General features: G+C 65.0%; 26 protein-coding genes and 1 riboswitch. Of the genes, 6 read left to right on the plus strand and 20 right to left on the minus strand.

All coding sequences use genetic code 11. From position 1 onward, the window contains the following. Nucleotides 1-102 precede the first annotated feature (102 nt). Genes tuf through rpsL form a run of 4 tightly spaced genes read right to left on the minus strand, consistent with a single transcriptional unit; the run spans nucleotide 103 to nucleotide 4,303 of the window. Nucleotides 103-1,293 carry an elongation factor Tu gene (tuf, locus tag KP010_RS10675; RefSeq protein WP_018265311.1) on the minus strand — a complete coding sequence of 397 codons (1,191 nt, stop codon included), beginning with the start codon at nucleotides 1,291-1,293 and terminating at the stop codon, nucleotides 103-105. A 44-nt stretch (nucleotides 1,294-1,337) separates the two neighbouring features. Further along, nucleotides 1,338-3,413 (minus strand): elongation factor G, encoded by a 2,076-nt coding sequence (gene fusA, locus KP010_RS10680; protein WP_142862431.1) that lies wholly within the window; start codon nucleotides 3,411-3,413, stop codon nucleotides 1,338-1,340. A 35-nt stretch (nucleotides 3,414-3,448) separates the two neighbouring features. After that, nucleotides 3,449-3,919 carry a 30S ribosomal protein S7 gene (rpsG, locus tag KP010_RS10685; protein ID WP_018266642.1) on the minus strand — a complete coding sequence of 157 codons (471 nt, stop codon included), beginning with the start codon at nucleotides 3,917-3,919 and terminating at the stop codon, nucleotides 3,449-3,451. 12 nt (nucleotides 3,920-3,931) lie between these two features. Then, the gene (rpsL, locus tag KP010_RS10690) at nucleotides 3,932-4,303 is read right to left on the minus strand and encodes a 30S ribosomal protein S12 (RefSeq protein ID WP_003610013.1); all 372 of its coding nucleotides are present in this window, start codon (nucleotides 4,301-4,303) and stop codon (nucleotides 3,932-3,934) included. A 503-nt stretch (nucleotides 4,304-4,806) separates the two neighbouring features. Between rpsL and KP010_RS10695 the strand changes: the two genes are divergently transcribed. Together KP010_RS10695 and hspQ are read left to right on the plus strand one after the other, a co-directional pair. Then, nucleotides 4,807-5,850, plus strand: a complete 1,044-nt coding sequence (locus KP010_RS10695; protein WP_142862446.1) for a CoA ester lyase — start codon at nucleotides 4,807-4,809, stop codon at nucleotides 5,848-5,850. A 107-nt stretch (nucleotides 5,851-5,957) separates the two neighbouring features. Further along, nucleotides 5,958-6,290 carry a heat shock protein HspQ gene (hspQ, locus tag KP010_RS10700; RefSeq protein ID WP_108918355.1) on the plus strand — a complete coding sequence of 111 codons (333 nt, stop codon included), beginning with the start codon at nucleotides 5,958-5,960 and terminating at the stop codon, nucleotides 6,288-6,290. Between the two features lie 197 nt (nucleotides 6,291-6,487). On the opposite strand, the gene KP010_RS10705 is transcribed toward hspQ, so the two are convergent. Beyond that, nucleotides 6,488-7,222 carry an invasion associated locus B family protein gene (locus KP010_RS10705; protein ID WP_142862430.1) on the minus strand — a complete coding sequence of 245 codons (735 nt, stop codon included), beginning with the start codon at nucleotides 7,220-7,222 and terminating at the stop codon, nucleotides 6,488-6,490. Nucleotides 7,223-7,533: 311 nt separating this feature from the next. On the opposite strand from KP010_RS10705, the gene KP010_RS10710 reads away from it, so the two are divergent. Both KP010_RS10710 and KP010_RS10715 read left to right on the plus strand, forming a co-directional pair. Further along, nucleotides 7,534-9,354, plus strand: a complete 1,821-nt coding sequence (locus tag KP010_RS10710) for an extracellular solute-binding protein (RefSeq protein WP_142862429.1) — start codon at nucleotides 7,534-7,536, stop codon at nucleotides 9,352-9,354. Next, nucleotides 9,351-10,379: an AMP-dependent synthetase gene (locus KP010_RS10715; RefSeq protein ID WP_246659791.1), complete on the plus strand. Its 1,029-nt coding sequence runs from the start codon at nucleotides 9,351-9,353 to the stop codon at nucleotides 10,377-10,379. The genes KP010_RS10710 and KP010_RS10715 overlap by 4 nt, the downstream gene beginning before the upstream one ends. A 16-nt stretch (nucleotides 10,380-10,395) precedes the next feature. Here the strand turns inward: KP010_RS10715 and KP010_RS10720 are convergent, their stop codons facing one another. After that, nucleotides 10,396-11,454: a quinone-dependent dihydroorotate dehydrogenase gene (locus KP010_RS10720; protein ID WP_216280870.1), complete on the minus strand. Its 1,059-nt coding sequence runs from the start codon at nucleotides 11,452-11,454 to the stop codon at nucleotides 10,396-10,398. Further along, a complete protein-coding gene (locus KP010_RS10725; protein ID WP_142862426.1) occupies nucleotides 11,451-11,795 on the minus strand; it encodes a DUF952 domain-containing protein in 345 nt (114 codons plus the stop codon). The genes KP010_RS10720 and KP010_RS10725 overlap by 4 nt, the downstream gene beginning before the upstream one ends. Before the next feature lie 202 nt (nucleotides 11,796-11,997). On the opposite strand from KP010_RS10725, the gene KP010_RS10730 reads away from it, so the two are divergent. Both KP010_RS10730 and KP010_RS10735 read left to right on the plus strand, forming a co-directional pair. Then, a complete protein-coding gene (locus tag KP010_RS10730) occupies nucleotides 11,998-13,227 on the plus strand; it encodes a multidrug effflux MFS transporter (RefSeq protein ID WP_246659790.1) in 1,230 nt (409 codons plus the stop codon). Then, nucleotides 13,224-13,508 carry a hypothetical protein gene (locus tag KP010_RS10735; protein WP_142862425.1) on the plus strand — a complete coding sequence of 95 codons (285 nt, stop codon included), beginning with the start codon at nucleotides 13,224-13,226 and terminating at the stop codon, nucleotides 13,506-13,508. Before KP010_RS10730 ends, KP010_RS10735 begins: the two co-directional genes overlap by 4 nt. A gap of 100 nt (nucleotides 13,509-13,608) precedes the next feature. On the opposite strand, the gene KP010_RS10740 is transcribed toward KP010_RS10735, so the two are convergent. From KP010_RS10740 to nifV, 13 genes are all read right to left on the minus strand, one after another. After that, nucleotides 13,609-14,586, minus strand: coding sequence for a bifunctional riboflavin kinase/FAD synthetase (locus KP010_RS10740; RefSeq protein ID WP_371824206.1), 978 nt, complete (start codon nucleotides 14,584-14,586; stop codon nucleotides 13,609-13,611). A gap of 727 nt (nucleotides 14,587-15,313) precedes the next feature. After that, nucleotides 15,314-16,873, minus strand: coding sequence for an aminomethyl-transferring glycine dehydrogenase subunit GcvPB (gcvPB, locus tag KP010_RS10745; protein ID WP_142862423.1), 1,560 nt, complete (start codon nucleotides 16,871-16,873; stop codon nucleotides 15,314-15,316). Next, nucleotides 16,873-18,213 carry an aminomethyl-transferring glycine dehydrogenase subunit GcvPA gene (gene gcvPA / locus KP010_RS10750; RefSeq protein WP_142862422.1) on the minus strand — a complete coding sequence of 447 codons (1,341 nt, stop codon included), beginning with the start codon at nucleotides 18,211-18,213 and terminating at the stop codon, nucleotides 16,873-16,875. The genes gcvPB and gcvPA overlap by 1 nt, the downstream gene beginning before the upstream one ends. Before the next feature lie 3 nt (nucleotides 18,214-18,216). Further along, nucleotides 18,217-18,594 carry a glycine cleavage system protein GcvH gene (gcvH, locus tag KP010_RS10755; RefSeq protein ID WP_142862421.1) on the minus strand — a complete coding sequence of 126 codons (378 nt, stop codon included), beginning with the start codon at nucleotides 18,592-18,594 and terminating at the stop codon, nucleotides 18,217-18,219. Beyond that, the gene (gene gcvT, locus KP010_RS10760; protein ID WP_142862420.1) at nucleotides 18,591-19,745 is read right to left on the minus strand and encodes a glycine cleavage system aminomethyltransferase GcvT; all 1,155 of its coding nucleotides are present in this window, start codon (nucleotides 19,743-19,745) and stop codon (nucleotides 18,591-18,593) included. The genes gcvH and gcvT overlap by 4 nt, the downstream gene beginning before the upstream one ends. 149 nt (nucleotides 19,746-19,894) lie before the next feature. Continuing rightward, nucleotides 19,895-19,984, minus strand: a riboswitch (glycine riboswitch). A 96-nt stretch (nucleotides 19,985-20,080) separates the two neighbouring features. Beyond that, nucleotides 20,081-20,248 carry a hypothetical protein gene (locus tag KP010_RS10765; RefSeq protein WP_166142518.1) on the minus strand — a complete coding sequence of 56 codons (168 nt, stop codon included), beginning with the start codon at nucleotides 20,246-20,248 and terminating at the stop codon, nucleotides 20,081-20,083. Nucleotides 20,249-20,305: 57 nt separating this feature from the next. Continuing rightward, entirely contained in the window at nucleotides 20,306-20,599 is a 294-nt protein-coding gene (locus KP010_RS10770; RefSeq protein ID WP_109027647.1) for a ferredoxin family protein, read from the minus strand. Between the two features lie 14 nt (nucleotides 20,600-20,613). Further along, nucleotides 20,614-21,921 carry an FAD-dependent oxidoreductase gene (locus KP010_RS10775; RefSeq protein WP_109027639.1) on the minus strand — a complete coding sequence of 436 codons (1,308 nt, stop codon included), beginning with the start codon at nucleotides 21,919-21,921 and terminating at the stop codon, nucleotides 20,614-20,616. A gap of 15 nt (nucleotides 21,922-21,936) precedes the next feature. Beyond that, nucleotides 21,937-23,043, minus strand: coding sequence for an electron transfer flavoprotein subunit alpha/FixB family protein (locus tag KP010_RS10780; RefSeq protein ID WP_142862419.1), 1,107 nt, complete (start codon nucleotides 23,041-23,043; stop codon nucleotides 21,937-21,939). Between the two features lie 13 nt (nucleotides 23,044-23,056). Continuing rightward, nucleotides 23,057-23,908 carry an electron transfer flavoprotein subunit beta/FixA family protein gene (locus KP010_RS10785; protein WP_142862418.1) on the minus strand — a complete coding sequence of 284 codons (852 nt, stop codon included), beginning with the start codon at nucleotides 23,906-23,908 and terminating at the stop codon, nucleotides 23,057-23,059. A gap of 40 nt (nucleotides 23,909-23,948) precedes the next feature. Next, nucleotides 23,949-24,284, minus strand: a complete 336-nt coding sequence (nifW, locus tag KP010_RS10790) for a nitrogenase stabilizing/protective protein NifW (RefSeq protein WP_109027636.1) — start codon at nucleotides 24,282-24,284, stop codon at nucleotides 23,949-23,951. Further along, the gene (cysE, locus tag KP010_RS10795) at nucleotides 24,281-25,024 is read right to left on the minus strand and encodes a serine O-acetyltransferase (protein ID WP_109027635.1); all 744 of its coding nucleotides are present in this window, start codon (nucleotides 25,022-25,024) and stop codon (nucleotides 24,281-24,283) included. The genes nifW and cysE overlap by 4 nt, the downstream gene beginning before the upstream one ends. Next, nucleotides 25,021-26,193 carry a homocitrate synthase gene (gene nifV, locus KP010_RS10800; protein WP_142862417.1) on the minus strand — a complete coding sequence of 391 codons (1,173 nt, stop codon included), beginning with the start codon at nucleotides 26,191-26,193 and terminating at the stop codon, nucleotides 25,021-25,023. The genes cysE and nifV overlap by 4 nt, the downstream gene beginning before the upstream one ends. Nucleotides 26,194-26,200: the final 7 nt, after the last annotated feature.

Below are 26,200 nucleotides of genomic sequence, written 5' to 3' on the forward strand. Positions count from 1 at the left end.
CCTCTTGGACCGCGAGCCGCGGCGCGCTCTGGGCCGCGAGCCGTGAAGGCTCGCAGGCCGTTTCTACGAATGCGAGGCGAGACGCCCCGCGGTCCAAATTCCTTATTCGATGATCGAGGCGACGACGCCGGCGCCGACGGTGCGGCCGCCTTCGCGGATGGCGAAGCGCAGCTTCTCCTCCATGGCGATCGGAACGATGAGGTTCACCTCCATCGCCACATTATCGCCCGGCATCACCATCTCGACGCCCTCGGGCAGCGTCACAATGCCGGTCACATCCGTCGTGCGGAAGTAGAACTGCGGACGATAGTTGGTGAAGAACGGCGTATGACGGCCACCCTCTTCCTTCGTCAGAATATAGGCTTCCGCCTTGAACTTGGTGTGCGGCTTCACCGAGCCGGGCTTCGACAGAACCTGACCGCGCTCCACGTCCTCGCGCTTGGTGCCGCGCAGCAGCGCGCCGATATTGTCGCCCGCCTCGCCCTGATCGAGCAGCTTGCGGAACATTTCGACGCCGGTCACAGTCGTCTTCACCGTCGGGCGAATGCCGACGATCTCGACTTCCTCGCCGACCTTGACAATGCCGCGCTCGACGCGGCCCGTCACCACCGTGCCGCGGCCCGAGATCGAGAACACGTCCTCGACCGGCATCAGGAAGGGCTGATCCTTCGGGCGCTCCGGCTGCGGGATGTATTCGTCGACAGTCTGCATCAGCTTCAGGATCGCGTCATGGCCGATCTCGGGGGTCTTGTTCTCGAGCGCCGCCAGGGCCGAGCCCTTGGTGATCGGAATATCGTCGCCGGGGAACTCGTATTTCGACAGCAGTTCGCGAACCTCGAGCTCGACGAGCTCGAGCAGCTCCGGATCGTCGACCATGTCGACCTTGTTCAGGAACACGACGAGCGCCGGCACGCCGACCTGGCGGGCGAGCAGGATGTGCTCGCGGGTCTGCGGCATCGGGCCGTCGGCGGCGGAGACGACGAGGATGGCGCCGTCCATCTGCGCGGCGCCGGTGATCATGTTCTTCACATAATCGGCGTGGCCGGGGCAGTCGACATGGGCGTAATGGCGATTGGCGGTCTCATACTCGACGTGCGCCGTCGAGATGGTGATGCCGCGGGCGCGCTCTTCCGGGGCCTTGTCGATCTGGTCATAGGCCGTGAAGGTCGCGCCGCCCGTCTCGGCCAGAACCTTGGTGATCGCCGCCGTCAGCGACGTCTTGCCATGGTCCACGTGACCGATCGTGCCGATGTTGCAATGCGGCTTCGTGCGTGAGAATTTTTCCTTGGCCATGGCCACACTCCTTAGAGAAGACTGATTCCGCGACGTTGAGACGATCAGGCGTATTTGGCCTGAACCTTCTTCGACTCCGCCTCGGGGACCTGGTCGTAGTGATCGAATTGCATCGTGTAGTTCGCGCGTCCCTGGGTGAAGGAACGCAGCTGATTGACATAGCCGAACATATTGGCGAGCGGCACCATCGCATCGACGACGACCGCATTGCCGCGCATGTCCTGACCCTGGATCTGCCCGCGCCGCGAGTTGATGTCGCCGATGACCGAGCCCGTATATTCCTCGGGCGTCACCACCTCGACCTTCATGATCGGCTCGAGCAGCACCGAGCCGCCCTTCTGCAGCGCGTCGCGGAAGGCGGCGCGCGAAGCGATTTCGAAGGCCAGCACCGACGAGTCGACGTCGTGGAAGCCGCCGTCGATCAGAGTCGCCTTGACGTCGACGACGGGGAAGCCCGCGAGAATGCCGGATCCCATCACGCTGTTGATGCCCTTCTCGACGCCGGGGATATATTCCTTCGGCACCGAGCCGCCGACGATCTTCGACTCGAAGGCATTGCCGGCGCCGGGCTCGTTCGGCTCGAAAATGATGATGACACGGGCGAACTGGCCGGTGCCGCCGGTCTGCTTCTTATGCGTGTAGTCGATCTCGACGCGCTTCGTCAGCCGCTCGCGATAGGCGACCTGCGGGGCGCCGATATTAGCGTCGACCTTATAGGTGCGCTTCAGAATATCGACCTTGATGTCGAGATGCAGCTCGCCCATTCCCTTCAGAATGGTCTGGCCGCTCTCCTGATCGGTCGAGACGCGGAAGGACGGATCCTCGGCGGCGAGCTTCTGGAGCGCGATGCCGAGCTTCTCCTGATCGGCCTTGGACTTCGGCTCGATGGCGATCTCGATGACCGGCTCCGGGAACTCCATGCGCTCCAGAATCGCAGGCTTCAGAGTGTCGCAGAGCGTGTCGCCGGTGCGGGTCTCCTTGAGGCCGGCGAGAGCGACGATGTCGCCCGCATAGGCTTCCTTGATATCCTCGCGATTATTGGCGTGCATCAGCAACATGCGGCCGACGCGCTCTTTCTTGTCCTTGGTCGAGTTGAGCACGGTCGTGCCCGACTCGATCTTGCCGGAATAGACGCGGCAGAAGGTGATCGTGCCGACGAAAGGATCGTCCATGATCTTGAAGGCGAGCATGGAGAAAGGCTCGCTGTCGGACGGATTGCGCACGAGCTCGTCGCCGGTGTTCATGTCGACGCCCTTGATCGCCTCGCGATCGACGGGCGACGGCAGATAGTCGACGACCGCGTCGAGCAGAGGCTGCACGCCCTTGTTCTTGAAGGCCGAGCCGCAGAACACCGGATGGAAGGCGGTATAACGAACAGCCTTGCGGACGAGCTTCTTCAGCGTCTCCTCGCTCGGCTCCTGGCCGTCGAGATAGGCGGCCATGGCGTCGTCGTCGAGCTCGACCGCCGCCTCGATCAGCGTGGTGCGATACTCTTTCGCCTTCTCGACGAGATCGGCCGGGATATCCTCGTCATGATATTTCGCGCCGAGACCCTCGTCGTCCCAGACCACCGCCTTCATGCGGACGAGATCGACAACGCCCTTGAAATTATTCTCGGCGCCGATCGGCAGCTGCAAGCAGACCGGCTTGCCGCCGACCTTGGTGACGATATCGTCGACGCAGCGATAGAAATCGGCGCCGATCTTGTCCATCTTATTGACGAAGACGACGCGCGGAACCGCATATTTGTCGGCCTGACGCCACACCGTCTCGGTCTGCGGCTCGACGCCCTGATTGCCGTCGAGAACGCAGACGGCGCCGTCGAGCACGCGCAGCGAGCGCTCCACCTCGATGGTGAAGTCGACGTGGCCGGGCGTGTCGATGATGTTCAGGCGCTTGCCGTTCCAGAAGGTCGTCGTCGCGGCCGAGGTGATGGTGATGCCGCGCTCCTGCTCCTGCTCCATCCAATCCATCGTCGCGGCGCCTTCATGCACCTCGCCGATCTTATGGCTCTTGCCGGAGTAGTACAGAATACGCTCGGTCGTCGTCGTCTTGCCCGCGTCGATGTGGGCCATGATGCCGAAGTTGCGATAGTCTTCGATGGGATGGCTACGGGGCATTTGAGATGTCCTCGATCAGAGGGCGACGAAAAGGGTTACCAGCGATAGTGCGAGAAGGCGCGGTTCGCTTCCGCCATGCGGTGCGTGTCCTCGCGCTTCTTCACCGCATTGCCGCGGTTGTTGGAGGCGTCGAGCAGCTCCGCCGAAAGACGATCGACCATCGTCTTGTCGTTGCGGGCGCGCGCCGCCGTGATGATCCAGCGGATCGCCAGCGCCTGACGGCGCTCGTTGCGAACCTCGACCGGCACCTGATAGGTGGCGCCGCCGACGCGCCGCGAACGAACCTCGATCGCCGGCGCGACATTCTCGAGCGCCGATTTGAACACCTGCAGAGGATCGCTCTTGGCCTTGGCCTCGATGATGTCGAAGGCTCCGTAGACGATCGCCTCGGCGACCGACTTCTTGCCGTCGTACATGATCGAGTTCATGAACTTGGTGACGACGGAATCGCCGAACTTGGCGTCCTCGATGATTTCCCGCTTCTCGGCGCGATGGCGACGCGACATCTGTCTCGCTCCTTACTTCGGACGCTTCGCGCCGTATTTCGAACGGCGCTGCTTGCGGTCCTTGACGCCCTGCGTGTCGAGCACGCCGCGCAGAATGTGATAGCGCACGCCGGGAAGGTCCTTCACGCGGCCGCCGCGGATCATGACCACCGAGTGCTCTTGGAGGTTATGGCCTTCGCCGGGGATGTAGCCGATGACCTCGAAGCCATTGGTCAGGCGCACCTTGGCGACCTTGCGGAGAGCCGAGTTCGGCTTCTTCGGCGTCGTCGTATAGACGCGCGTGCAGACGCCGCGCTTCTGGGGGCAGGCCCCGAGATGGCGGGACTTCTCGCGGTAGGTCTTCGGTTGCCGCGGCTTGCGGATCAACTGGCTGATCGTCGGCATTCCAGTTCCTTCGCTCCAGATCAGGCGCATGTGTTCGTGCGCCCGGCGAATTGGCGAATAATCGTTCGCCCGCAGACGTTCGCGAGAACGCAAGCGAGCCGAGCGCCCTCGGCCCTTCGGCCCAAGGCGCTCCTCATGCAGAGGACCCCGTTTCCGGGATCGTGCCTTCCTGGGAGACGCTCGCGCGCCTCATGATTACCAACTGCGTGGCAGTCTCAGGTGAGGCCGACAGCGTATAAGTTCGAAGGATCGCGAGCGCGGCGCTTGCGACGACATGAACTTACGGCCTGTCGAAAGTGGGCGGAACCTAATGGCGCTCCATCGCCGCGTCAAGCGCAGATTGTGTCATGTAGAAGAAAATTAGCATTCAATGAAATTAAGGCGAAAGCCTCGCCATCCGCCTCCCCTCGCGAGATCGGACCATGCGCGACGCGCCCCCTATTCCCTCGACCGAAAAGACCGGCTATCGCTGCGGCCACTCCCATACGAGAAAGAGCCGCACGATGAAACTTCCCAATCAATTCTACCGTCCGCTCGCGATCGGCGCGCCGGCGCCGCTGCGCGAGCTTCCGGTCAAGGTCGAGCGGATGATCCATTTCGTTCCGCCGCATTTGGAGAAGCTGCGCGCCAAAGTGCCGGAGCTCGCCCGCCAAGTGGACGTGGTGCTCGGCAATCTCGAGGACGCCATTCCCGCCGACGCCAAGGAGGCGGCGCGCAAAGGCTTCATCGAAATGGCCAAGTCCACGGATTTCGGCTCCACGGGCCTTTGGACCCGCATCAATTCGCTGAACTCGCCCTGGATTCTCGACGATCTCATCGAGATCGTGGCGGCCGTCGGCAATAAGCTCGACGTGGTGATGCTGCCCAAGGTGGAGGGCCCCTGGGACATTCATTATCTCGATCAGCTGCTCGCCCAGCTCGAAGCGCGCAATGGCGTGACCAAACCCATTCTCATTCACGCCATTCTGGAGACCGCCGAGGGCGTGAAGAATGTCGACGCCATCGCCGCGGCGAGCCCGCGTATGCATGGCATAAGCCTCGGCCCGGCCGATCTCGCGGCCTCGCGCGCGATGAAGACGACGCGCGTCGGCGGCGGCCATCCGGACTATCGCGTGCTCGCCGACGCCGATCCGGGCCAGGGCCTGCGCGCCGCCTATCAGCAGGATTTGTGGCATTACACCATCGCGAAAATGGTCGACGCCTGCGCCTCGGCGGGCATCAAGGCCTTTTACGGCCCCTTCGGCGATTTCTCGGATTCGCCGGCCTGCGAGTCGCAGTTCCGCAACGCCTTCCTGCTCGGCTGCGCGGGCGCCTGGTCGCTGCATCCGACGCAGATCGCCATCGCCAAGCGCGTCTTCTCACCAGATCCCGTGGAAGTGGCCTTCGCCCTGCGCGTTCTCGAATCGATGCCGGATGGCGCCGGCGCGGTGATGATCGACGGCCGAATGCAGGACGACGCCACCTGGAAGCAATGCAAGGTCGTCGTCGACCTCGCTCGCCAGGTCGCCGCCAATGATCCGGAATTCGCGGCGATCTACGGCTTCTGATCTCCTCGCGCGGGCGGTTCGCCGCCCGCGCGTTCCGCCGTTGACGCGAGCCGCGGCGCTGCGCTACCGTTTCGAACGGTGTGAAGCGTAACAACGGCGTCGATCCTATGACGAGAGAATGTAGCGCCAAATTCGCGATCGGGCAGGTCGTCAAGCATCGCCGCTATCCGTTTCGCGGCGTGATCTACGACGTCGACCCGGAATTCGCCAATACCGAAGAATGGTGGCTGTCCATTCCGGAGGAAGTCCGGCCGCGCAAGGACCAGCCCTTCTATCATTTGTTCGCCGAGAATTCGGAGACGGAATATGTCGCCTATGTCTCGGAGCAGAATCTCATTCCCGACAACTCCGGCGATCCGGTGCGGCATCCGCAGGTCGAGGAGACATTCGAGCGGGCGCCCGACGGCTATTATCGCGTGAAATCGGTCAAGCGGCACTGAGAGAGACGACTCCCGATCGGCTCCGCCCGCGGGAATGACGACGAATTCGATCCAGCTCCGTCATTGCGAGCAGAGCGATCCAGAGCCGCGAGGCGGCCCCTGGATCGTCTCGTCGCTCGCTCCTCGCAAATTGTCCGAGGAGGACGAACCCCGGCGCTCGCCCCATCGGGAGATCGAAACGCCGGTGTCCGCATATGTCACTTCCCGGCGGGCGCGGCCGGCTTCTGCTGGCTCTCGAGCTTCTTGCGCTCTTCGTCGGCTTTCTTCTGCAGCTCTTCCTGCAGCTTCTTCTGCTGCTCCTCGAGCACCTTCGGATCGACGGGCGGGCCGTCATAGGACTTGCCGAAGCCCGACAGCGGCAGAAGGAAGGTCACTTCATTATTGACCTGGTTCTTGACCACTATGGTCATTTTGTCGGCCTTCTTCATCTGGTCGATGAGCGCCGTCTTGACCTTGGCCTGCGCGAAGCAGCCATTGGGGAAGCAGATTTCGAACTCGCCGGCCTCGAGCGCGCCGGCGCCGACGGCGAAGCGGAAGCCCGGCTTCAGCAGCAGGCCCGGCGGCAGCAGCAGACGGATGATCTTGGAATCGTCGCCCTTGGGGTCATAGACCGCGAGCGCCAGCAACGGCTGGTCGGCCTGAGCGCCGAAATCGCGCGTCGTGTAGCAGATTTCCTTCTTCGACTGCTGGTCCGCGCCGCAGACCTTGGTCCATTCCGGCTGCACGGGGACGAGATCGGCCTTGATCGGCCCCTGAGGCTGCTGCTGTTGCTGAGCCGGCTGCTGCGCCGGAGCGGGCGCAGGGGCCGGAGCCGGAGCCGGAGCGGCGGGCTTGTGAGCCGGCGGCTTTTGCTGAGCCTGCGCCACGCCCGCCGTAACGAGGAGGGCCCCCGTCAGAACCGCAGCGAAGATCCGCGGAAATTGAATTGGCATAAGTCGTCCTTTCGAGTAGTGCACGATCGAGTGGGCGCACGGGGCGTCATTCGCCGCGAGGAAAGAGCCTCTTACCTCCCCGTCCTCGGTCTTCGCCCTGGGACGGGGCGAAAGGTAGACGGCTAGCCTCATACAAAATCGACGCGCCGAATTCCAGCGGGCGCATCGCAGCTCGAGCGAAAGCTCGGGAAACGCGAAAACGGAACGCCCAAGCCTGTGCAGCCCTCGTATTTCCAAGAACATATGTGATTATCCCGAGTTCGTCGGAGACGTCTTGTCCCGGTCCGCCCGCCCTGAAATATGGTCTGCCCATGACGATTCGAGCGATTCGCGCCGCAGTTCTCGCTACGCTTTTCCCCTTGTTCTTCGCAGGGGCGCAAGGCGCAATGGCCTTTGCGGCCGAGAGCCATGGCCTCGCAATGCATGGCGAGCCGGCTCTGCCGCCCGATTTCGACCATCTTCCCTATGCCGATCCGCAGGCCAAGCCGGGCGGACGGCTGCGAATCGGCCTGCAGGGCGCCTTCGACAGCCTCAATCCCTTCAACCTCAAGGCCGGCTCCACCGCGCAGGGTCTCGAGGGCAATGTCATTCAGCGGCTGATGGCGCGCTCGCTCGACGAGCCCTTCACCGTCTATGGCGTGCTCGCGCGCTCGATCGAGGTCGATGATTCGCGCGAGCATGTGACCTTTCGTCTCGATCCGCGCGCCCGCTTCTCCGATGGCGCGCCGCTCACCTCGGCGGATGTGCGCTTCTCCTTCGAGCTGCTGAAGGCCAAGGGCCGTCCGCAGCAGCGCAGCGCCTATGGGCTGGTGAAGCGCGTCGAGACGCCGGACGCGCAGACGATCGGCTTCGATCTCACCGGCGCCGATGATCGCGAGCTGCCGTTGATCCTCGGCTTTCTACCCGTGCTGCCCAAGCACGCCACAGATGTCGAGCATTTCACAGATGCGACTTTGAAGCCGCCGATCGGCTCCGGCCCCTATATGGTCGAGGATGTCGAGCCTGGCGCACGGCTCGTGCTGAAGCGCGACCCGAACTACTGGGGCAAGGATATCCCCATGCAGCGCGGGCTCTATAATTTCGATCAGATCGACGTCAATTATTTCCGCGACGCCAATTCGCTGTTCGAGGCCTTCAAGGCCGGCGTCGTCGATTATCGCGAGGAGTCGAGCACCACGCGCTGGGCGAGCGGCTACGACTTCCCGGCCGTGCGCGACGGGCGCGTCGCCGTGGAGACGCTGCCGAGCCCCGGCCCCAAGGGCATGGAGGGCTTCGTCTTCAACACGCGGCGGCCCATGTTCCAGGACGCGCGGCTGCGCGAGGCGCTGGGCCTGATGTTCGATTTCGAATGGATCAACGCCAATCTCTATTCCGGCCTCTACACGCGCACCAAGAGCTTCTTCGACGAATCGGAGCTCGCCTCCACGGGCCGCCCGGCCAGCGAGGCGGAGCGCGCGCTGCTCGCCCCCTTCCCCGGCGCGGTGCGCGAGGACATTCTGGAAGGACGCTGGCGCCCGCCCGTCCATGACGGCACCGGCCGTGATCGCGAGCCCGCCCGCCGCGCGCTGGAGCTGCTCGGCGAGGCCGGCTACAGGCTCGTCGACAATCGGCTTGCGAAGAACGGCGATCCGCTCTCCTTCGAGATCATGGTCGCCAATCGCGATCAGGAGCGGCTGGCGCTGTTCTTCGCCGCCTCGCTGCAGCGTATCGGCGTCGCGGCGAGCGTGCGCCTCGTGGACGAGGTGCAATATCAGCGGCGCCGGCAAAAATTCGATTTCGACATGATGTTCGGGACCTGGACCGCCTCGGCCGCGCCTGGAAACGAGCAGCGGATGCGCTGGGGCTCCGCAAGCGCCGCGCAAGAAGGCTCCTATAATCTCGCCGGAGCCTCCTCTGCGGCGATAGACGCTCTCATAAGAGCGCTGCTGTCCGCCCGCGGGCGCGAGGATTTCGTCGCCGCCGTGCGCGCCTACGACCGCGCGCTGCTATCCGGTTTCTACATCGTGCCGCTCTATCACTCTTCGACGCAATGGATCGCTCATTCGACGAAAATCGCGAGGCCGTCGAAATTGCCCCGCTACTCTCCCTTGTTTGGCGCCACGCTCGAGACATGGTGGAGGACGGAGCCGTGACTCTCGCCGACAATTCCGGCCGCACGCTCACGCGCGCGCATCCGCTGACCATGTTCGGTCTCGACGCGCTGATCGCCGGCGCGGCGCGGCTGCGCCCCGCGCGTCTCGCCGCCGCCGACGCCGCGAGCGGCGCGGAGATCGACCACGCCGAATTCGACCGGCGCGTCGCCGCCTTTCGCGCCGATCTGCGCAGCTTCGATTTTCAGCCCGGCGAGCGCATCATGCTCTTCGCCGCGCCGAATATGGCGACGCTGGTCGCGCTCATCGGAATCATCTCCGCCGGCCTCGAGCCCGTCGCAGCGCCGCTCGGACTCTCGATCGGCGCGCTGGCGGCGGGCGCGCGCGCCGTCGCCGCCGCGGCGCTCATCGCGCCGGCCTCGATCGGCGGCGAGAGCCTCGAGGAGCTGGTCTTCGGCGTCGCCTCGCAAGCGCCTTCGATAAGGCTCATCGGCTCACTCGACGGAACCATAGACGGCGCCGTCGATTTCGGCCCGCGCTCGCACAGCGAGAATGATTCTCTTGCGGCGACGCGCGCCGCGCCCGCCAAGAAAGTGCTGCTCGGCGCGCTCGACCAATATGGCGCGCCGCATTTCTACGAGCAGGCGGGGCTCATTTCCGCCAGCCTCGGCCTCATCGCCAAAGCGCATGTCAATGGCTCGGCGCCGCTGCTGTCGCTGGTCTCGCCGGGGTCGATCGGCGGGCTCGTCGCGGGACCGCTCGCCGCGCTGCTCTCCGGCGCGGCGCTGCATTTCCTCGCGCCCTTCGACGGCGCCGCTTTCCTCGCCACGCTCGACGCCATCGGCCCGGTCCGCCTCGTCGCGCCGCGCGCGGTCATGTCCGAGCTCGACGCCGCCGGCTTGCTGACCAGCGGCGCGCTTCTCGCCTGCGTCGCCGTCCACCGCGCCGGCGAGGAGGCGCCCGCCTTCGAGCCCTCGCATCCCTATTCCTGCCCGATCGTCGAGATCGGCGCCGACGGCGCCCTGCGCGCGCCCGCGCGCGCGCCGGTCGGCCGCTCCGTCTATTGAGCGGCCCTCCCCGACCCTATCCGCGCGCCCGCCGTCCGACGAGCGCCGCCAGCGTCTCGCCCTCGCGCTCCAGCGCCTCCAAAATTCCGCTCTTGATGCGCTGCACCAGCCCCGGCCCCTCATAGACCAGCGCGCTATAGAGCTGCACCAGGCTCGCCCCCGCCTCGATCTTGGCGAGCGCCGCCGCGGCCGAATCGACGCCGCCGACGCCGATGAGCGGAAACTGCCCCTCGACGCGCAGAAACGTCTCGGCGAGCATTTTCGTCGAGAGATCGAAGAGCGGCGCGCCCGAGAGGCCGCCCGCCTCTCTCGCGAAAGGCGATGCCAAAGTCTGCGGCCGCGCCAACGTCGTGTTGGAGACGATCATTCCGTCGATCTCCCGCGCCCGGGCGACGCCCACCACATCGTCGAGTTGCTCGAGCGAGAGATCCGGCGCGATCTTCAACAGAACGGGGCGCCGGCGCCGCGCTCGCTCTCGCGCCGAGAGAACGCGCACCAAAAGCTCGGAAAGTGCGTTCTTCTCCTGCAGATCGCGCAGGCCCGGCGTGTTGGGCGAGGAGACGTTGACGGTGAAATAGCTCGCCAGCTCGGAGAAGACCGCAATGCCGCGCTCATAATCGGCGATGCGGTCGGCGGCGTCCTTATTGGCGCCGATGTTGACGCCGACGATTCCGCCGCGCGAGCGCCGCGCCAGCAGCCGCTCATAGGCGAGCGTATGGCCGACATTGTTGAAGCCGTAGCGATTGACGATTCCGCGATCCTCCGCCAGCCGAAACACGCGCGGGCGGGCGTTGCCGGCCTGCGGTCGCGGAGTCAGCGTGCCGACCTCGGCGAAGCCGAAGCCCATGGCCAGCATGGCGTCGGGAACCTCGGCGTTCTTGTCGAAGCCGGCGGCGAGGCCGATCGGATTGGGAAAATCGAGGCCGAAGGCGCGCACCGCGAGGCGCGGATCGTCGCGCGGCGGCTTCGGCGCCGGCATCAGCTGCAGAGCGACGATCGTCGCCTGATGCGCCGTCTCCGGCGGCAGACGGCGAAACAGCGAGGTGGCGAGATCGCCGAAAAGAACCTCGATCATTCGAGACGCCCCGCGAAATCATGGCCGCCATCCGCGCGCATCGGCAAGGCCGTCACTTTGGCGACGCCGGCGACGGGCAGCGTTCCATAGAGATGGGGGAAGAGATCGCCGCCGCGCGAGGGCTCCCATTTCAGCGCGTCGCCGAGCGGCTCCGCCTCCACGGCGACGAGCAGAAGATCGGCGACGCCGTTGAAATAGCGCGCCGCCGTCTCCTCGACCTGCGCGCCGGTCGAGAAATGAATGTAGCCGTCGGCAAGATCGATCCCGGCGCCGGCGAAAACGCCCGCCGCCTCGGCCTCACGCCAGAGGGAAGCGGGGAGGAGCTTGTAGATGAGGGTCATGTTGGAGAGATAGCAGGCGTTCGGGGCGCCGCGGTAGGGGGCTGGAATGAAAGGCTTGACCCCTGCCGATATAAAGATATATCTTAGATCGCTCTAAACACTAACGGTCTGCCATTCCAAAGCTTCGGCTCGATCCATTCCTCGAGCCTTCGAACTCGGCGCGGACGCAACGCGCGCCGAGCGAAGAGGTGAAACTCCACTCATGCAAGACACATCTTCCAGGCGCATAGCGCCCATTCTCGGGGCTCTCGGCGCTCTTGGGCCGTTGTCGATCGATATGTATCTGCCGGCCATGCCGCAGATCGCGGCGAGTCTGAATGTCGGCGAAGGACAGGTGCAGTTCAGCCTCATGTCCTTCTTCGCCGGTCTCATGATCGGCCAGCTCTTCTACGGCCCGATCTCCGACTCCATCGGCCGCAAGCCGGTCATCTACGCCGGGCTCTTCTTGTTCGTTGTCGGCTCCATCGGCAGCATCACCGCCACGACGGCAGAGCAGCTCGCCGCCTGGCGCTTCATCCATGGGCTCGGCGGCTCGGCCGGCATGGTGATGGGCCTCGCCATCGTGCGCGACCTGTACACGGGGCAGACGGCCGCCAAGCTCATCGCGATGATGATGCTCGTCCTCGGCGTCGCGCCGATTCTCGCGCCTCTGTTGGGCTCGGCGATCATCGCCGTCGCGCCATGGCAGGCTCTGTTCGGCGCGCTGGCGCTGTTCGGCGTCGCCGATCTCGTCCTGGTGTGGATCGCCTTGCCGGAGACCCGCATGGAAGAGCTTCGCGCCGCCAGCCGCCCGCTCGACGCCGCGCGAAACTACGCGCATCTTCTCGCCAGCCGCCGCTTTCTCCCTTATGTGGCGGTGACGGCATTCTCGCAGGCTGGATTTTTCGCCTATCTCGCCGGCTCCTCCTTCGTCTTCATTTCGCTGCATGGCCTGACGCCCGCCGCCTATAGCGCTGTCTTCGCCGTCAATTCCATCGGCCTGATGGCGGCCGCGCAGACCGCGCCGTGGCTGATGGGCCGTTTCCAGCCGCAAACGATCGTGCGCGCGTCCGTCGCGGTCTATGCCGCGACGGCCGTCTCGCTGGCGGCGGTCGATATGGCCGGCGGCGCGAGTTTCGCTGTGCTCGCAGCGTCGCTCTTCGTCATCATCGCCGCCAGGGCTGTCGTCATGCCCATTTGCAGCGTCATGGCGCTCGAATCCTATGGCGCGATCTCCGGCACGGCGTCGGCCCTGCTGGGAGCGCTTCAGTTCGGCGCCGGAACATTCGCCTCCTTCATCGTCGGCGCGACGGCCAATGGCGCGGCTCTACCGATGATCGCCGCTATCGCCGCTTGCGGAACCGCCGCATGTATCCTGGCGTTCACCGCCTTTCCGAAGGCGCCTTCCGCTCTGACGCGAGAGCGCCATCACGAGCCCGCGTCGGCGCCATGACCCCAGCCCAATTCCACGCCTCCCTCGCCGCAGAGACGCCCCCCGCCCTCTCGCCGCCGCTGCTCGCTCTGTGGAAAAACGCCAGAGGAGATTGGGGCGCGGCGCATAAATGCGTCGACAGCTCCAGCGAGGCGAACGCCATGTGGGTGCACGCCTTTCTGCATCGCGCGGAAGGCGATCTCGGCAACGCCGGCTATTGGTACGCCCGCGCTGGCAAACCGGCCGCGATCGGTCCGCTCTCGCAAGAATTCGAGACGATTCTCGCCGCTCTGCTCGGATGAAATGGATCGGCCCCTCATACTGAGGAGCCGGCGTCTCGAAGGGTCGGACGCCCCGCCTTCTGGAGCATCCTTCGAGGCTTTTTGCTGCGCAAAAAGCGCCTCAGGATGAGGGGGCTGTTTGTCTCAGAGAAAGAATCTCCCGCGCCTTCGCCGCATCCGCGCGCATTTGCGCGGTGAGCGCGTCGAGCGAATCGAATTTCGCCTCGCCGCGGATGAAGCCGATGAAGGCGACCTCCACCGTCTTGCCATAGAGATCGCCGTCGAAATCGAAGACGAAGACCTCGAGCAGGGGCGCGCCCTCGGCCTCCACCGTCGGCCGGCGGCCGAAATTGGCGACGCCCTCGCGCAGCATGCCGTCCGCCTCCAGCGTCACCGCGTAAATGCCGTGGCGCAGCTTGCTCGAAGGATCGAGCGCGATATTGGCGGTCGGAAAGCCCAGCGTGCGGCCGAGCCGGCGGCCTCGCCCGACGACGCCCTCGACGAAATAGGGATGGCCGAGCAGCTTCGCCGCCAGCGCGACATCGCCGGCGGCGAGCGCCTCGCGCGTCGCGGTGGAGGAGACCGCCTCGAGGCTGCCGGCCTCGTCCTGCGTGATTCGCGGCACGATCTCGACGGTAAAGCCCAGCCGATCGCCCTCGGCGCGCAGAAACGCGGGATTGCCGGCGCGCATGGCGCCGAAGCAGAAATCATAGCCCGCCACCGCCGCCGAGACGCCGAGCCTCTTGTGGAGAATCTCCTCGGTGAACTCTCGCGGCGGGCGCGCGGCGAAGTCCTTGTCGAAAGTGAGGATCACCATTCCATCCAGGCCGAGGCGGGCGAGCATCGCGGCCTTGGCGTCCGGCGGGGTGAGGCGGAATATGACCGATTTTCCGGCGAAGCAATCGGCCGGATGCGGCTCGAAAGTGAGCAGAGCGCAGGGCTTGCCGAGCTTTTGCGCCAGAGCCTGCGCATGGGCGATGACGCCGCGATGGCCGCGGTGCAGCCCGTCGAAATTGCCGATGGCGACGACAGCCCCCTCGAGCCCCGGCGGCGGGGCGAGCGGATCGCGGGCGACGATGAAAGAAGGCGCGGAAGACAAGGCGGCGTCCAAGGCTCGTGCGATGCGGGAGCCGGCTCACTTTGGTTCGGAAGCCGCGCCATGTCCAGAGCGAGGCGGAGGGAAGCCATGGCGATCGGGCGAGCGCCGAAAGTGCGCCACATGGGTGGCCGGGATGAGCCCGGCCAGGACGCCGTGAGGCGAGGAGGATGTGAGCATCCGATAGTCTCTCACCCGACCTTGACATGTACTGAAAATATTCCTATCTCTTCCTCGCTCCCGTCGACGCAAGGGCGCGTTTCTCGGGTCAGGGAACGCGGGCGGGGGCCGGCTCCATCCGGGACGGCGACCCCCGTCCATGGACAGGCGGCGCGTCGCCGGAACGGCGTTTCTCTCCCGTCCATAGGGAAGAGCGAGAGCCGTTCCGTGAGCCCAAGCCTTCGGAAGCGATCGGATCTTGAATGCGAAAGCCCAGGATTCGCGGGTCTGAATGCGCCTCGGGACGTCGACGAGAAGGCAAAGCCGCGTTTCGGGACGCTCCGGAACCGACACATATCTCATAGCGCTGCGGCCGAAGGGGCCGGAGCGTCCCGAACCGCCCCTCCTCCCCCGCCGCCGCGAGGCGCCGGGCGCTTCGGCGCGGGCAGATGATAATCCTATTTTTGCCGTCGCGCAGCCGTCCTGGCCGAGACGTCGCGGGGTGGGGAGGATGTGTGCATTCGATTGCCCCTCGAGGGGGAGGTGGAAACGCCTTACCAGGCGCCGATTCTCATTCGCCCGATCGCCCCGTGAGGGAAGCTTCGACCCGCTCCGAGGATCGAGCGGCGCTCCAGCACAGCCTCGGCTTGCGCGCGGCGGCGGTCTCGTCGAGACGGCGCCGCGGGGCGTAGCGCGGCGCCTGCGTGAAGCGCCGCGTCTCGCCGCGCTTCGCCGCAGCGACGAGGCTGCGCAATGTCGCGACGAAGAGATCGAGCGAGCGTTTCGACTCCGATTCGGTCGGCTCGATCAGCATGGCGCCGTGAACGACGAGCGGGAAATAGATCGTCATCGGATGATAGCCCTCGTCGATCATCGCCTTGGCGAAATCGAGAGTCGAGACGCCCGTGCCCTCGAGGAAAGCGTCGTCGAACAGAACTTCGTGCATACAGGCGCGATCGCCGAATGGCTGCGTCATCACGTCGCGCAACGCCGCGCGCAGATAATTGGCCGAGAGCACGGCGTCGCGCGACGCCTGCGCGAGCCCGTCGGCGCCATGCGACAGACTATAGGCGAGCGCGCGCACGAAGGTCCCGAATTGTCCATGAAAGGCCGCGAGCCGGCCGAAGCTCCGCGTTCCGCGCGCATGTTCGACGAGACGCAATGTCTCGCCCTCGCGCAGCAGGAACGGAACCGGCGCGAAAGGCGCGAGACGTTCGGAAAAGACGACAGGACCAGAGCCCGGCCCGCCGCCGCCATGCGGCGTCGAGAAGGTCTTGTGCAGATTGAGATGCATGGCGTCGACGCCCATGTCGCCGGGCCGCGCGATCCCGGCTATGGCGTTGAAATTGGCGCCGTCGCAATAGAAATAGCCGCCCGCCTCATGCACGCGCCGCGCAATGGCGACGATATTGCGCTCGAACAAGCCGCACGTATTGGGATTGGTGAGCATGATCGCCGCGACATCGGGGCCGAGCGCTCTGGCGACGGCCTCCTCGCTCACCACGCCATCGGCGCCCGCCTCGATCACGCGCGGCTGAAAGCCGAGCAGAGCGGCGCTCGCCGGATTTGTGCCATGCGCCGATTGCGGAATGAGAACCGCCTTGCGTGTCGCCGCTTCGCCGCGCGCTTCCAGCGCCGCCTCTATGGCCATGAGTCCGCAGAGCTCGCCATGCGCGCCGGCTTTCGGCGAGAGCGCTATGGCGCTCATTCCGGTGAGCGTCAGCAGAAAGCGCGACAACTCCTCCATCAGCGCCAGCGCACCTTGCGCGGTCGATTGCGGCTGCAGCGGATGCAGATCGGCGAAACCCTCGAGCCGCGCCATTTTCTCATCGAGACGCGGATTATGCTTCATCGTGCAGGAGCCGAGCGGATAGAGGCCGGCGTCGATCGAATAATTCTTGCGCGACAGACGCACATAATGCCGCATCGCCTCCGGCTCGGAGAGGCCGGGCAGGCCGATCGGCCCTTTGCGCTCGAGCGCGCCGAGACGCGGCTCCAAATGCGCCGGCTCTTCTATGTCGACGCCGCTCGTATCCGTGCGGCCGATCTCGAAGATGGGCGGCTCCTCCTGATCGAGCCCGCGATTTTTCGAGAAGGTCTCGAAAGTGGCTTCTTCCGGATGATCGAGCATCAAATCGCTCCTCTCATTGCCGCGACGAAAGCCTCGCGATCTTCCGCCGTATCGACCTCTGTGCTGGCGACGATGAGGAGATCATCGAGCCCCGCATCCGGCAGCAGTCGCGAGACGGGAACGCCCGCGAGCACGCCCACCTCCGCCATATCCTCGACGAGCCGCGCGGCGTCGCATGGAACGCGCAGCGTGAATTCGTTGAAGAAGCTCTCATTCAGCGTCTCGACGCCGCGAACCTCCGCGAGCCGGTCGACGAGATCCACGGCGCTCGCATGATTTGCGCGTGCGAGACGGCGCAGGCCCGCTTCTCCGAGCAGGCTCAGATGAATGCTGAAGGCGAGCGCGCAGAGATTGGAGTTGGTGCAGATGTTGGACGTCGCCTTGTCGCGGCGAATATGCTGCTCGCGCGCCGAGAGCGTCGCGACATAGCCGCGGCGCCCATCCGCATCGACCGTCTCGCCGATGAGGCGTCCCGGCGTCTGGCGCAAATAGGACTGCCGCGTCGCGAACAAGCCGAGATAAGGGCCGCCGAAGGAGAGCGGATTGCCGAGCGACTGGCCTTCGCCGACGACGATATCCGCGCCCATCTCGCCGGGGGGCGTCAGCAGGCCGAGCGAGACCGCCTCGGTGAAGACGGCGACGAGCAGAGCGCCGTGACGATGGCAGGCTTCGGCGATGGGCGTGAGATCGCGCAGATTGCCGAAGACATCCGGCGTCTGCACGATGACGCAGGAGACGCTATCGTCGATCGCCGCGGCGAAATCTTCACGCGCGAAGACATCCGGCGCGAGAGCGACGATCTCGTCGCCAGCGAAATGCGAGATCGTCTGAAGCGTCTGCGCATAATGTGGATGCAGACCGCCGGAGAGCACGGCCTTGCGCCGCTTGGTGATTCGATGCGCCATCAGCGCTGCCTCGGCGCAGGCGGTGGAGCCGTCATACATCGACGCATTGGCGATCTCCATGCCGGTGAGCATGGCGACCTGGGTCTGGAACTCGAAGAGATATTGCAACGTGCCCTGCGATATCTCCGGCTGATAGGGCGTGTAGCTGGTCAGAAACTCCGAGCGCTGGATCAGATGATCGACGCTCGCGGGAATATGATGGCGATAGGCGCCGGCGCCGATGAAGAAAGGCGCGCTCGCGGCCGAGAGATTGCGCTTCGACATGGCGGAGAGCAGACGCTCCACCTCCATCTCCGATTTTGCGCGCGGGAGATCGAGCAGCCCTTCGAGCCGCAGTTCCTTCGGCACATCCGCGTAGAGCGCGTCGACATGATCGACGCCGATCGCCGCGCGCATCTCTGCGCGGTCGGCTTTCGTCAATGGCAGATAGCGCATGGCTCATCCCTCGCCTTCGACAAAGGCGCGATAAGCGTCTTCGTCCATCAGCTCCTCGAGCTCGGCGGCGTCGGCGACGCGCAAGGTCAGCAGCCAGCCTTCGCCGAGCGGCTCCTTGTTCACGAGATCGGGCGAGGTTACGAGCCGCTCATTGACCTCCAGCACCGCGCCGGAAATCGGCGCATAGACTTCGCTCGCCGCTTTGACGCTCTCGATCGTCGCCAGCTGCTCGCCCTTGGCGACGCGCCTTCCCGGCAGAGGCAGCTCGACATAGACGATGTCGCCGAGCTGCGACTGCGCGAAATCGGTGATTCCGACAAAGGCGACATCATCCTCGACGCGCACGAAATCATGATCCTTGGTGTAGCGTTCGCCGCTCATGATCTGTCCTTTCCGGCAGGGCCGCGAAAATAGCGATGGGGGACGAAAGGCAGGGACGTGACCTCGACCGCGACCAGATTGCCGCGAAGCCGGCTCTCCAGCATGACGCCGGGCGTGGCGAAGGGCGTCTCGACATAGCCCATGGCGATCGGACGCGAGAGCGTCGGCGAATAGCCGCCCGAGGTGAGGCGCCCGACGATTCGTCCGTCCGGGGCCGCCAAGGTCGCGCCTTCGCGCAAAGGGGCGCGGCCTCGAGGAAGAAGGCCGACGCGCTTGCGCGCGGGCCCCTCGATCAAAGCAGCGCGGATGCGCTCATAACCGGGAAAGCCGACCTGCTCGCGCCGGCGCTTGCCGATGGACCAGGCGAGCCCTGCCTCGACCGGATCGGTCGTCACGTCGAGATCATGGCCATAGAGGCAGAAGCCCGCCTCGAGCCGCAACGAATCGCGCGCCGCGAGGCCGGCGGGCGCGACGTCGGGATGCGCCAGCAGAGCCTCCGCAAAGGGCTCGGCGAGATGGTCGGGCACGGAGATTTCAAAACCGTCCTCGCCCGTATAGCCCGAGCGCGAGACGAAGAGCCCGGCGCCGCGAAACTCCGCGGCGCGCCACGCCATGAAGGGCAATTCTGCGACATTCGGGAGAAGCGTCGCGATCGCGGCGGCGGCGCGCGGCCCCTGCAATGCGATCAGGGCTCGGCCGGCGAGCACGGCGAGGCCGAGCTCGGGCAGCTCCTGCCGCAAAAAGTCGAAATCCTGTCGCTTCGCTGCGGCGTTGACGACGAGCAGCAATCGCTCGTCGCGCCCAGGGAGGCGCGTGATCATCAGATCGTCGAACACGCCGCCGTCCTCGGCGAGGAGCTGGCTGTAGCGTGTGCGCTCCGGCGCGAGATCCCTCACATCGGCGGGAACCAGAGCCTCGATCTTTTCCGCGGCGCCGCGGCCGGAGAGGATCGCCTGCCCCATGTGGGAGACGTCGAACAGGCTGGCCTTATCGCGCGTATGCAAATGTTCCGCGACGACGCCGGACGGATAATGCAGCGGCAGCTCATATCCGGCGAAGGGAGCCATGCGCGCGCCGAGACGACGATGCAGCGCATCGAGCGGCGTCTTCTCCAGCGGTGTGGGAATGCGAGGGGCGAAGCTTTCGCTCAAAGGGCGCTCCCGACAGACGGCGTTCCGCATTGGGCGGATTTCTCCGCCCGGCTCGCGCCCCCTCTGTCTGGAGACCTGAGAGATTTCCCTGCTGCGCAGGTTACGCCCTTCGGTGGGCGCGGATAGGCCGCGCCGCTTTCCAGAGTGTCTCTTTCCTCGCGGTCCTTTTGCCTGAGCGTTTCCGGGGCGGTTGCGCCTTCGGCTCCGGCGCGCGCGCCGGCCTCTCCCGCGAAGATCATCGAGACGAATAAAAGATGAGATCGAAACGCGCGCCCGTCAAGCCTCGCCGGCTACGAGCTGCTGCGTCGGTCGGTCGCGCCCCGCTCGGGGCGGCCTCATTCTTCGCAATCGGTGGACAGGACGACCTCGTCCGGCAGTCCCGCCATAACGCTCTTTTCCAAATTCACCCCGACGAGACGGGCCAAGGCTCCGTCTCCCTCGAGGATCACCACGGCTTCGCTCGGCATGTCCTTCAGCAATTCGATCAATTGCGCGACCGTCATCGAACATCCTCGCGTCTACTTTCCGACGCGCCGACACGCGGCGCGTCGGTCTCACGATCAGCCGAATTTGAACAGCACGCCATAGCCGCCGCGCGGATAATTCCACACGATGTCGCCCTGCGGCTCGCAGAGGACGCGACATGTGCCGCATTCGAGACAGCCGTCCGGCGTGATCTCGACCTGACCGGAAGCGTTCTGCTCATAGCAGCCCGCCGGACAGACCTTCGTCATCGCCAAGAGATTCTTGGATGGCGTGGTGTGCGGTTGCACGACGATATGGGGTTTTCCTTGGTCGACGAGATAGCGGTTCTGGAACAGCTTCTCCTCGACTCGCGCAGCTTGCGTCGACATCGCGATTCCTCCTCTCAGCGCCAGGCGCGCGCCAGACGCCATGCATCTCCGAACAATCCCGTCAGCGAGCGCTTCTCACGGAAAGCGCGGACCGACGCCTTTTCCTTCTCGAGCTTCGGCGTGCCGTCGACGCGTAGGAAATTCTCCATCGCCTTCGACACGAGCGTCGGATAGGTGAGGAAGAAATTCTGCGCCTGCGTATGCAGCAACGCCGGCATATCCTTGTATTTCTTCAAATCCTTCATGACGAAGCTGTCATCGAGGAGTTTCTTGTAGAGCGCCAGATTCTGCTTCGTCATCGGATCGCGGCGGGACTTCACTTGGAAAATCGCCTCGCCCGCGAGCCTGCCGGACGTCATAGCAAGATTCGAGCCTTCTCTATGGATGGCGTTGTTGAGCTGCGCGGCGTCGCCGACGACGACCCAGCCATCGCCGAACAGCTCGGGAATCGTGTTGTAGCCGCCCTCGGGAATGAGATGCGCGGCATATTCCTTCACTTCCGAGCCCTCGAGCAGCGGCGCGATCGACGGATGCTTCTTGAACACTTCGAGCATTCCGTACGGAGTTTCGTCATTTTCGGCGAAATCCGACACGAGGCAGCCCATCCCGACAGAAATGCTCTCTTTGTTCGTGTAGACGAAGCCCATGCCGGTCATCCCCTTGGAGATGGTGCCGGCGGCCTCGATCACGACGCCTTCGTCGCCATGCAGATTGAAACGCGCCTCGATCGTCTCGCGCGGCAGGAAGTGCATTTCCTTGACGGCGAGCGCGACATGCTCGGGCTTGGGCGTCGGACGCAGCCCCGCGCGCGCGCCGAGCAGGCCGTTGACGCCTTCCGCCAGCACGACGACATCGGCGAAGACAGTGCCGCCGGCGCGATCCGTGCGCACGCCGATCACCTTGCCATAGGCGTCGCTGACGAGCTCTGTGACCGTCGTCTCGCTGATGACGATCGCGCCCGCGGCCTGCACCTGCTTGTTGAACCAGCGGTCGAATTGCGAGCGGATGATGGTGTAGCGGTTCGGCTTCTCCTCGTTGAAGTCGTCCGAACGATATTGCATCCCCGTATGCGAGCGATCGGTCATCATCCAGAAGCGCTGCTCGATGAGATGGCGCTCCAGCGGAGCCTCCTCGCGGAAATCGGGAATGATCTTCTCCAGCATGTCCGCATAGAGAATGCCGCCCTGCACATTCTTGGAGCCGGCGTATTCGCCGCGCTCCAGCTGCAGAACGTTCAAGCCGCGCGAGGCCATCGTATAGGCGGCGGCGTTGCCGGCCATGCCGGCCCCGATGACGATCGCGTCGAATTTCTCTTCGATCATGATGATCTCCTCGGGTTAGCCGGCGAGCCGGTCTGCGTTCTCGGGCGAGAGACGTTTGCGGAAAGCTTCCGTCAGCGCCGGAAGCAGACGAATGGCGTCGGTCACTATGCCGATATGCGCGAAGTCGAAGATCGGCGCATTCTTGTCGGTGTTGATCGCGACGATGCAATCGGCGCCTTCGACGCCCACGCGATGCTGGATCGCGCCGGAAATGCCGGCGGCGATATAGAGCTTGGGACGGATCGATTTGCCGGTCTGGCCGATCTGACGATCGGAGGTGATCCAGCCCTTCTGCACCAGAGGACGCGAGCCGCCGAATTCCGCGCCGAGCACAGAGGCGAGATTGCGCACGAGCTGATAATTCTCCGCGCTCTGCAGGCCGAGCCCGCCGGCGACGACGACATCGGCGAAAGCGAGATTGCTCTTGGCCGACTCGCGGTCGGGGATGAACTTCAGCAGCTTGGTGATGATCGTCTCTTCGTCGAGCTCGGCCTTGAACTCGATCACGCGGCCGGAGCGCGATTCGTCGCGCGACGGCGTCGGCAATTGGCGCGGACGCACCGTCGCCATCTGCGGCCGATAGTTCAACGTATAGATCGTGCAGAGCAGCGAACCGCCGAAGGTCGGACGCGTCGCGGCCAGCGAGCCGTCGGCGTCGACCGCGAGCTCGGTGCAATCGGCGGTGAGGCCGGTGAGCAGAGTCGTCGCCACCGAGCCGGCGAGATCGCGGCCGAGCGTCGTCGCGCCGAGCAGCAATATCTCCGGCTTATGCGTGTTGACGAGCTGCGTCACCGCCTTGGAATAGGGCTCGTTGCGATAATCGCCGAGGATCGGATCCTCGACGAGATAAGCGAGATCGGCCCCATAGAAGAAGGATTCGTTGACGGCCTTGCGCGTCGCCTCGCCCGGCGCGCCGAGCACCACGGCGGCGAGATCGACCTTCAGCTGATCCGCGAGCTTGCGGCCGGCGCCGAGCAGCTCCCAGGACACCGGATGCACCTCGCCGCGCTCCAGCTCGACGAACACCCAGACGTGCTTGTAGCCGCGGAAATGCTCCGGGAGCTCCTTTTTCGCGCTGGCGCGGCTCTGCTGCGGCGCGGCGGGGGCGGGCTTGTCGGACATTTGCGCTTCTCCTTTAGAACCCACTGGCCAATTTCGTCATGTCTTCCTCGAGCGCCGTATGGCGCTTGAAGATCGCCTCGATCAGCGCGTCGGCGGACTCGCCGGCGTTCTTGCCCGGCTCCACGAAGGCGGCGCGATCGGTCCGCACCGGAGGAGCGAAGACCTTCTTCACGATCGTCGGCGATCCTTTCAGTCCGCATTTGCCGAGGTCTTCGATCTCGGCGTCCTTCGCGCTCCAGGTGATGATCTCGGCGCGCGCGGCGCGCAGCGAATCCGAGATGGAGCCACGACGCACTTCGTTCGTGCCCTCGAGCATGGCGATGAGGCAGGGCATTTTCGTCTTGAGGACTTGCGTGCCGCCTTCCGCGCGACGCTCGATCACGACCTCGCGCTTCTCCTCATCGGCTTCCACGATTTTGGAGACATAAGTCAATTGCAGAAGGTTGAGACGCTTCGCCACACCCGGACCGACCTGCGCCGTGTCGCCGTCGATCGTCTGCTTGCCGGTGAAGACGAGATCGAGATCGCCCCAGGACTTCTGAATCTTGTTGATCGCCTGCGCGAGCGCATAGGTGGTCGCCAGAGTGTCGGCGCCGGCGAAGAAGCGATCGGTGAGCAGAATGGCGCGATCGGCGCCGATCGCCAGCGTCTTGCGCAGCGCATCGGCGGCCATGGGAGGCCCCATGGTCAGTGTCGTGACCTCGCCGCCGAATTTGTCGCGCAGCTTCAACGCCTCTTCCAGCGAGAAGAGATCATAAGGATTGATGATCGTCGGCACGCCCTGGCGCATGATCGTGTTGGTGACCGGATGCACGCGGATTTGGGCGCTGTCGGGAACTTGCTTGATGCAGACCAGTATCTTCATGAGATTCTTCCTCTCGCCATCCCGACCTATCGTTCGATTGTCATCCGTTCGACGTGGTGACCGTGCTGAGCGGCACGAAGGGCTTCTTCGGCTCCTCTTTCGGCTTTACCGCGTCCTTGTGCACTTTGAAAAGCCGTTCTTCGATCGGCGAGGATTTCGTGAAATCCTGATAGGCCTTCGCGAGAAACTCGCGGCAGGCTTCGCGCACCTCGTCGTCGGACGCGCCCTCGGGCGCCGCCTTGTGAAGATACTCGCCCATGCGTCGCAGGATATGCAGCCTCGAGTGTCGCACGATGTTGGGGTCGTATTCGACGCCGAGAAGGTCGAAGAATTCCTCGGCCGCCGACAATTTGCGCAGATCGTCCAATATGCTCATGGCTTGTTGTCTCCGACTTGCCGATGGGAGCCTTCGCTGACGCGCACTTGCAGATGCGCGAGCCGCGCTTCGAGAAAATCGATGCGGTCGATGAGCACGGAAATCGCATCTCCGACCGGATCGGGAATGAGGTGGTGCTCGAGGTCGATGCGCCCGTCCGCTCCCGATCGGCGACGCTGCTCTCGCACCACACGCCCCGGAATGCCGACCACCGTCATTTCTGGCGGAACATCCTCGATGACGACGGAATTGGCGCCGATGCGCGCGCGCGGACCGACGCTGATCGGGCCGAGAATTTTCGCTCCGGCCCCGATCAGCACGCCGTCGCCCACCGTCGGATGCCGACGGCCGACCGACCAGGAAGTGCCGCCGAGCGTGACGCCATGATACATCGTCACATCATCGCCTATGGTCGCCGTTTCGCCGATCACCACGCCCGCGCCATGATCGATGAAGAAACGCACGCCGATCGTCGCGCCCGGATGAATGTCGATATTGGTGACGAGACGGCCGAACCACGACAGCGCCCGCGCCGCGAATTTATGGCCGCCGCGCCACAAGCGATTGGCGATGCGATGCCATATCAGAGCGTGAACGCCCGGATAGAGCAGCACGACTTCCAAAGTGCTGCGGGCCGCCGGATCGCGCTGTGCGACGCAGCCGACGTCCTCGCGGATCAGCGCGAAAAGGCTCTTGCTGGCCGCGACGCTCGGCGTCGCGACGATCGAAACGGGGCTCATGACACGCCTCCGACGTCGTGCCGCGCCGCCAGGGCGGCCTCGGCCTGCGCCCGATCGACGAGGCGGATGAATTCGCCGCGATTGACCGGCCTCTTCTGGTCCAGAGCGCGACGCTTCACATGATCGAGGAGCCGCGCCGCCGTATCGCGATCGAGATCGACGCCGATCTCGGCGCATTTCTTCTGAATGGCGCTCAAGCCCGAATGTTTGGCGATGACGATGCGATGCCGTCGTCCGAGCCGCGAGGGATCGAGCCCCTGATAGGTGCGCACATCCTTCATCAGCGCGGCGACGTGAATGCCCGATTCATGCGTGAATATGTCGGAGCCGACGATCGCCTTGGCGCGCCCGATCTTGCGGCGCGCCGCTGCGGCGACCAGCCGAGCGACGCCCTGCAGGCGCTTGAGATCGACATTCGTGCGCCCGTGTGCGACATGGCCGAGCGCGACGGCGACCTCCTCCAGCGCGGCATTGCCGGCGCGCTCGCCGAGACCGAGCATGGTGACCGACGCATGGGTCGCGCCGCCGCGCACTGCGGCGAGCGTGTTGGCGGTGGCGAGGCCGACATCGTCATGGCCGTGAAATTCGATCGGCAGATCCGTCTCCTCGCGCACGCGACGAATCGACTCGTAGGTCGCGAAAGGATCGAGCGTGCCGAGCGTGTCCGCGAAGCGAAACCGCGTCGCCCCAGCCGCGGCCGCCGCACGGGCGATCCGGCCGATGTCGCGCGGATCGGCGCGCGAGGAATCCTCGCCGCCGAGAGCGACAGTCAGCCCCTTGGATCGCGCATAGGCGACGACGCGCTCGACGCGCGCCGCGGCGCCTTCGACATCGGTCGAGAGCTTCACGCCGATCTGCAATCGCGACATTGGCGACGAGACGTTCACATGCGAGACATTGGCGGCGACCGCGGCGTCGACGTCGCTTTCGCTCAGCCGACACCAGGCCATGACGCGGCAAGGCAAGCCGTCCGCCGCTATGGCGGCGATCGCCTCGATCTCGTCGCGCCCCATGGCCGGCGTCCCCGCTTCGATCTCATCGACGCCGAGGCTCGCCAGCGCCCGCGCGATCGCGAGCTTTTCCGCCCCTGTGAAGGCGACGCCCGGCGCCTGCTCGCCATCGCGCAGCGTCGTGTCGTTGATGAAGATGCGGGGTTGATCGCTGTTCACGGGAATC

The sequence above is a fragment of the Methylosinus sp. KRF6 genome (assembly GCF_018887255.1).
Taxonomy (GTDB): domain Bacteria; phylum Pseudomonadota; class Alphaproteobacteria; order Rhizobiales; family Beijerinckiaceae; genus Methylosinus; species Methylosinus sporium.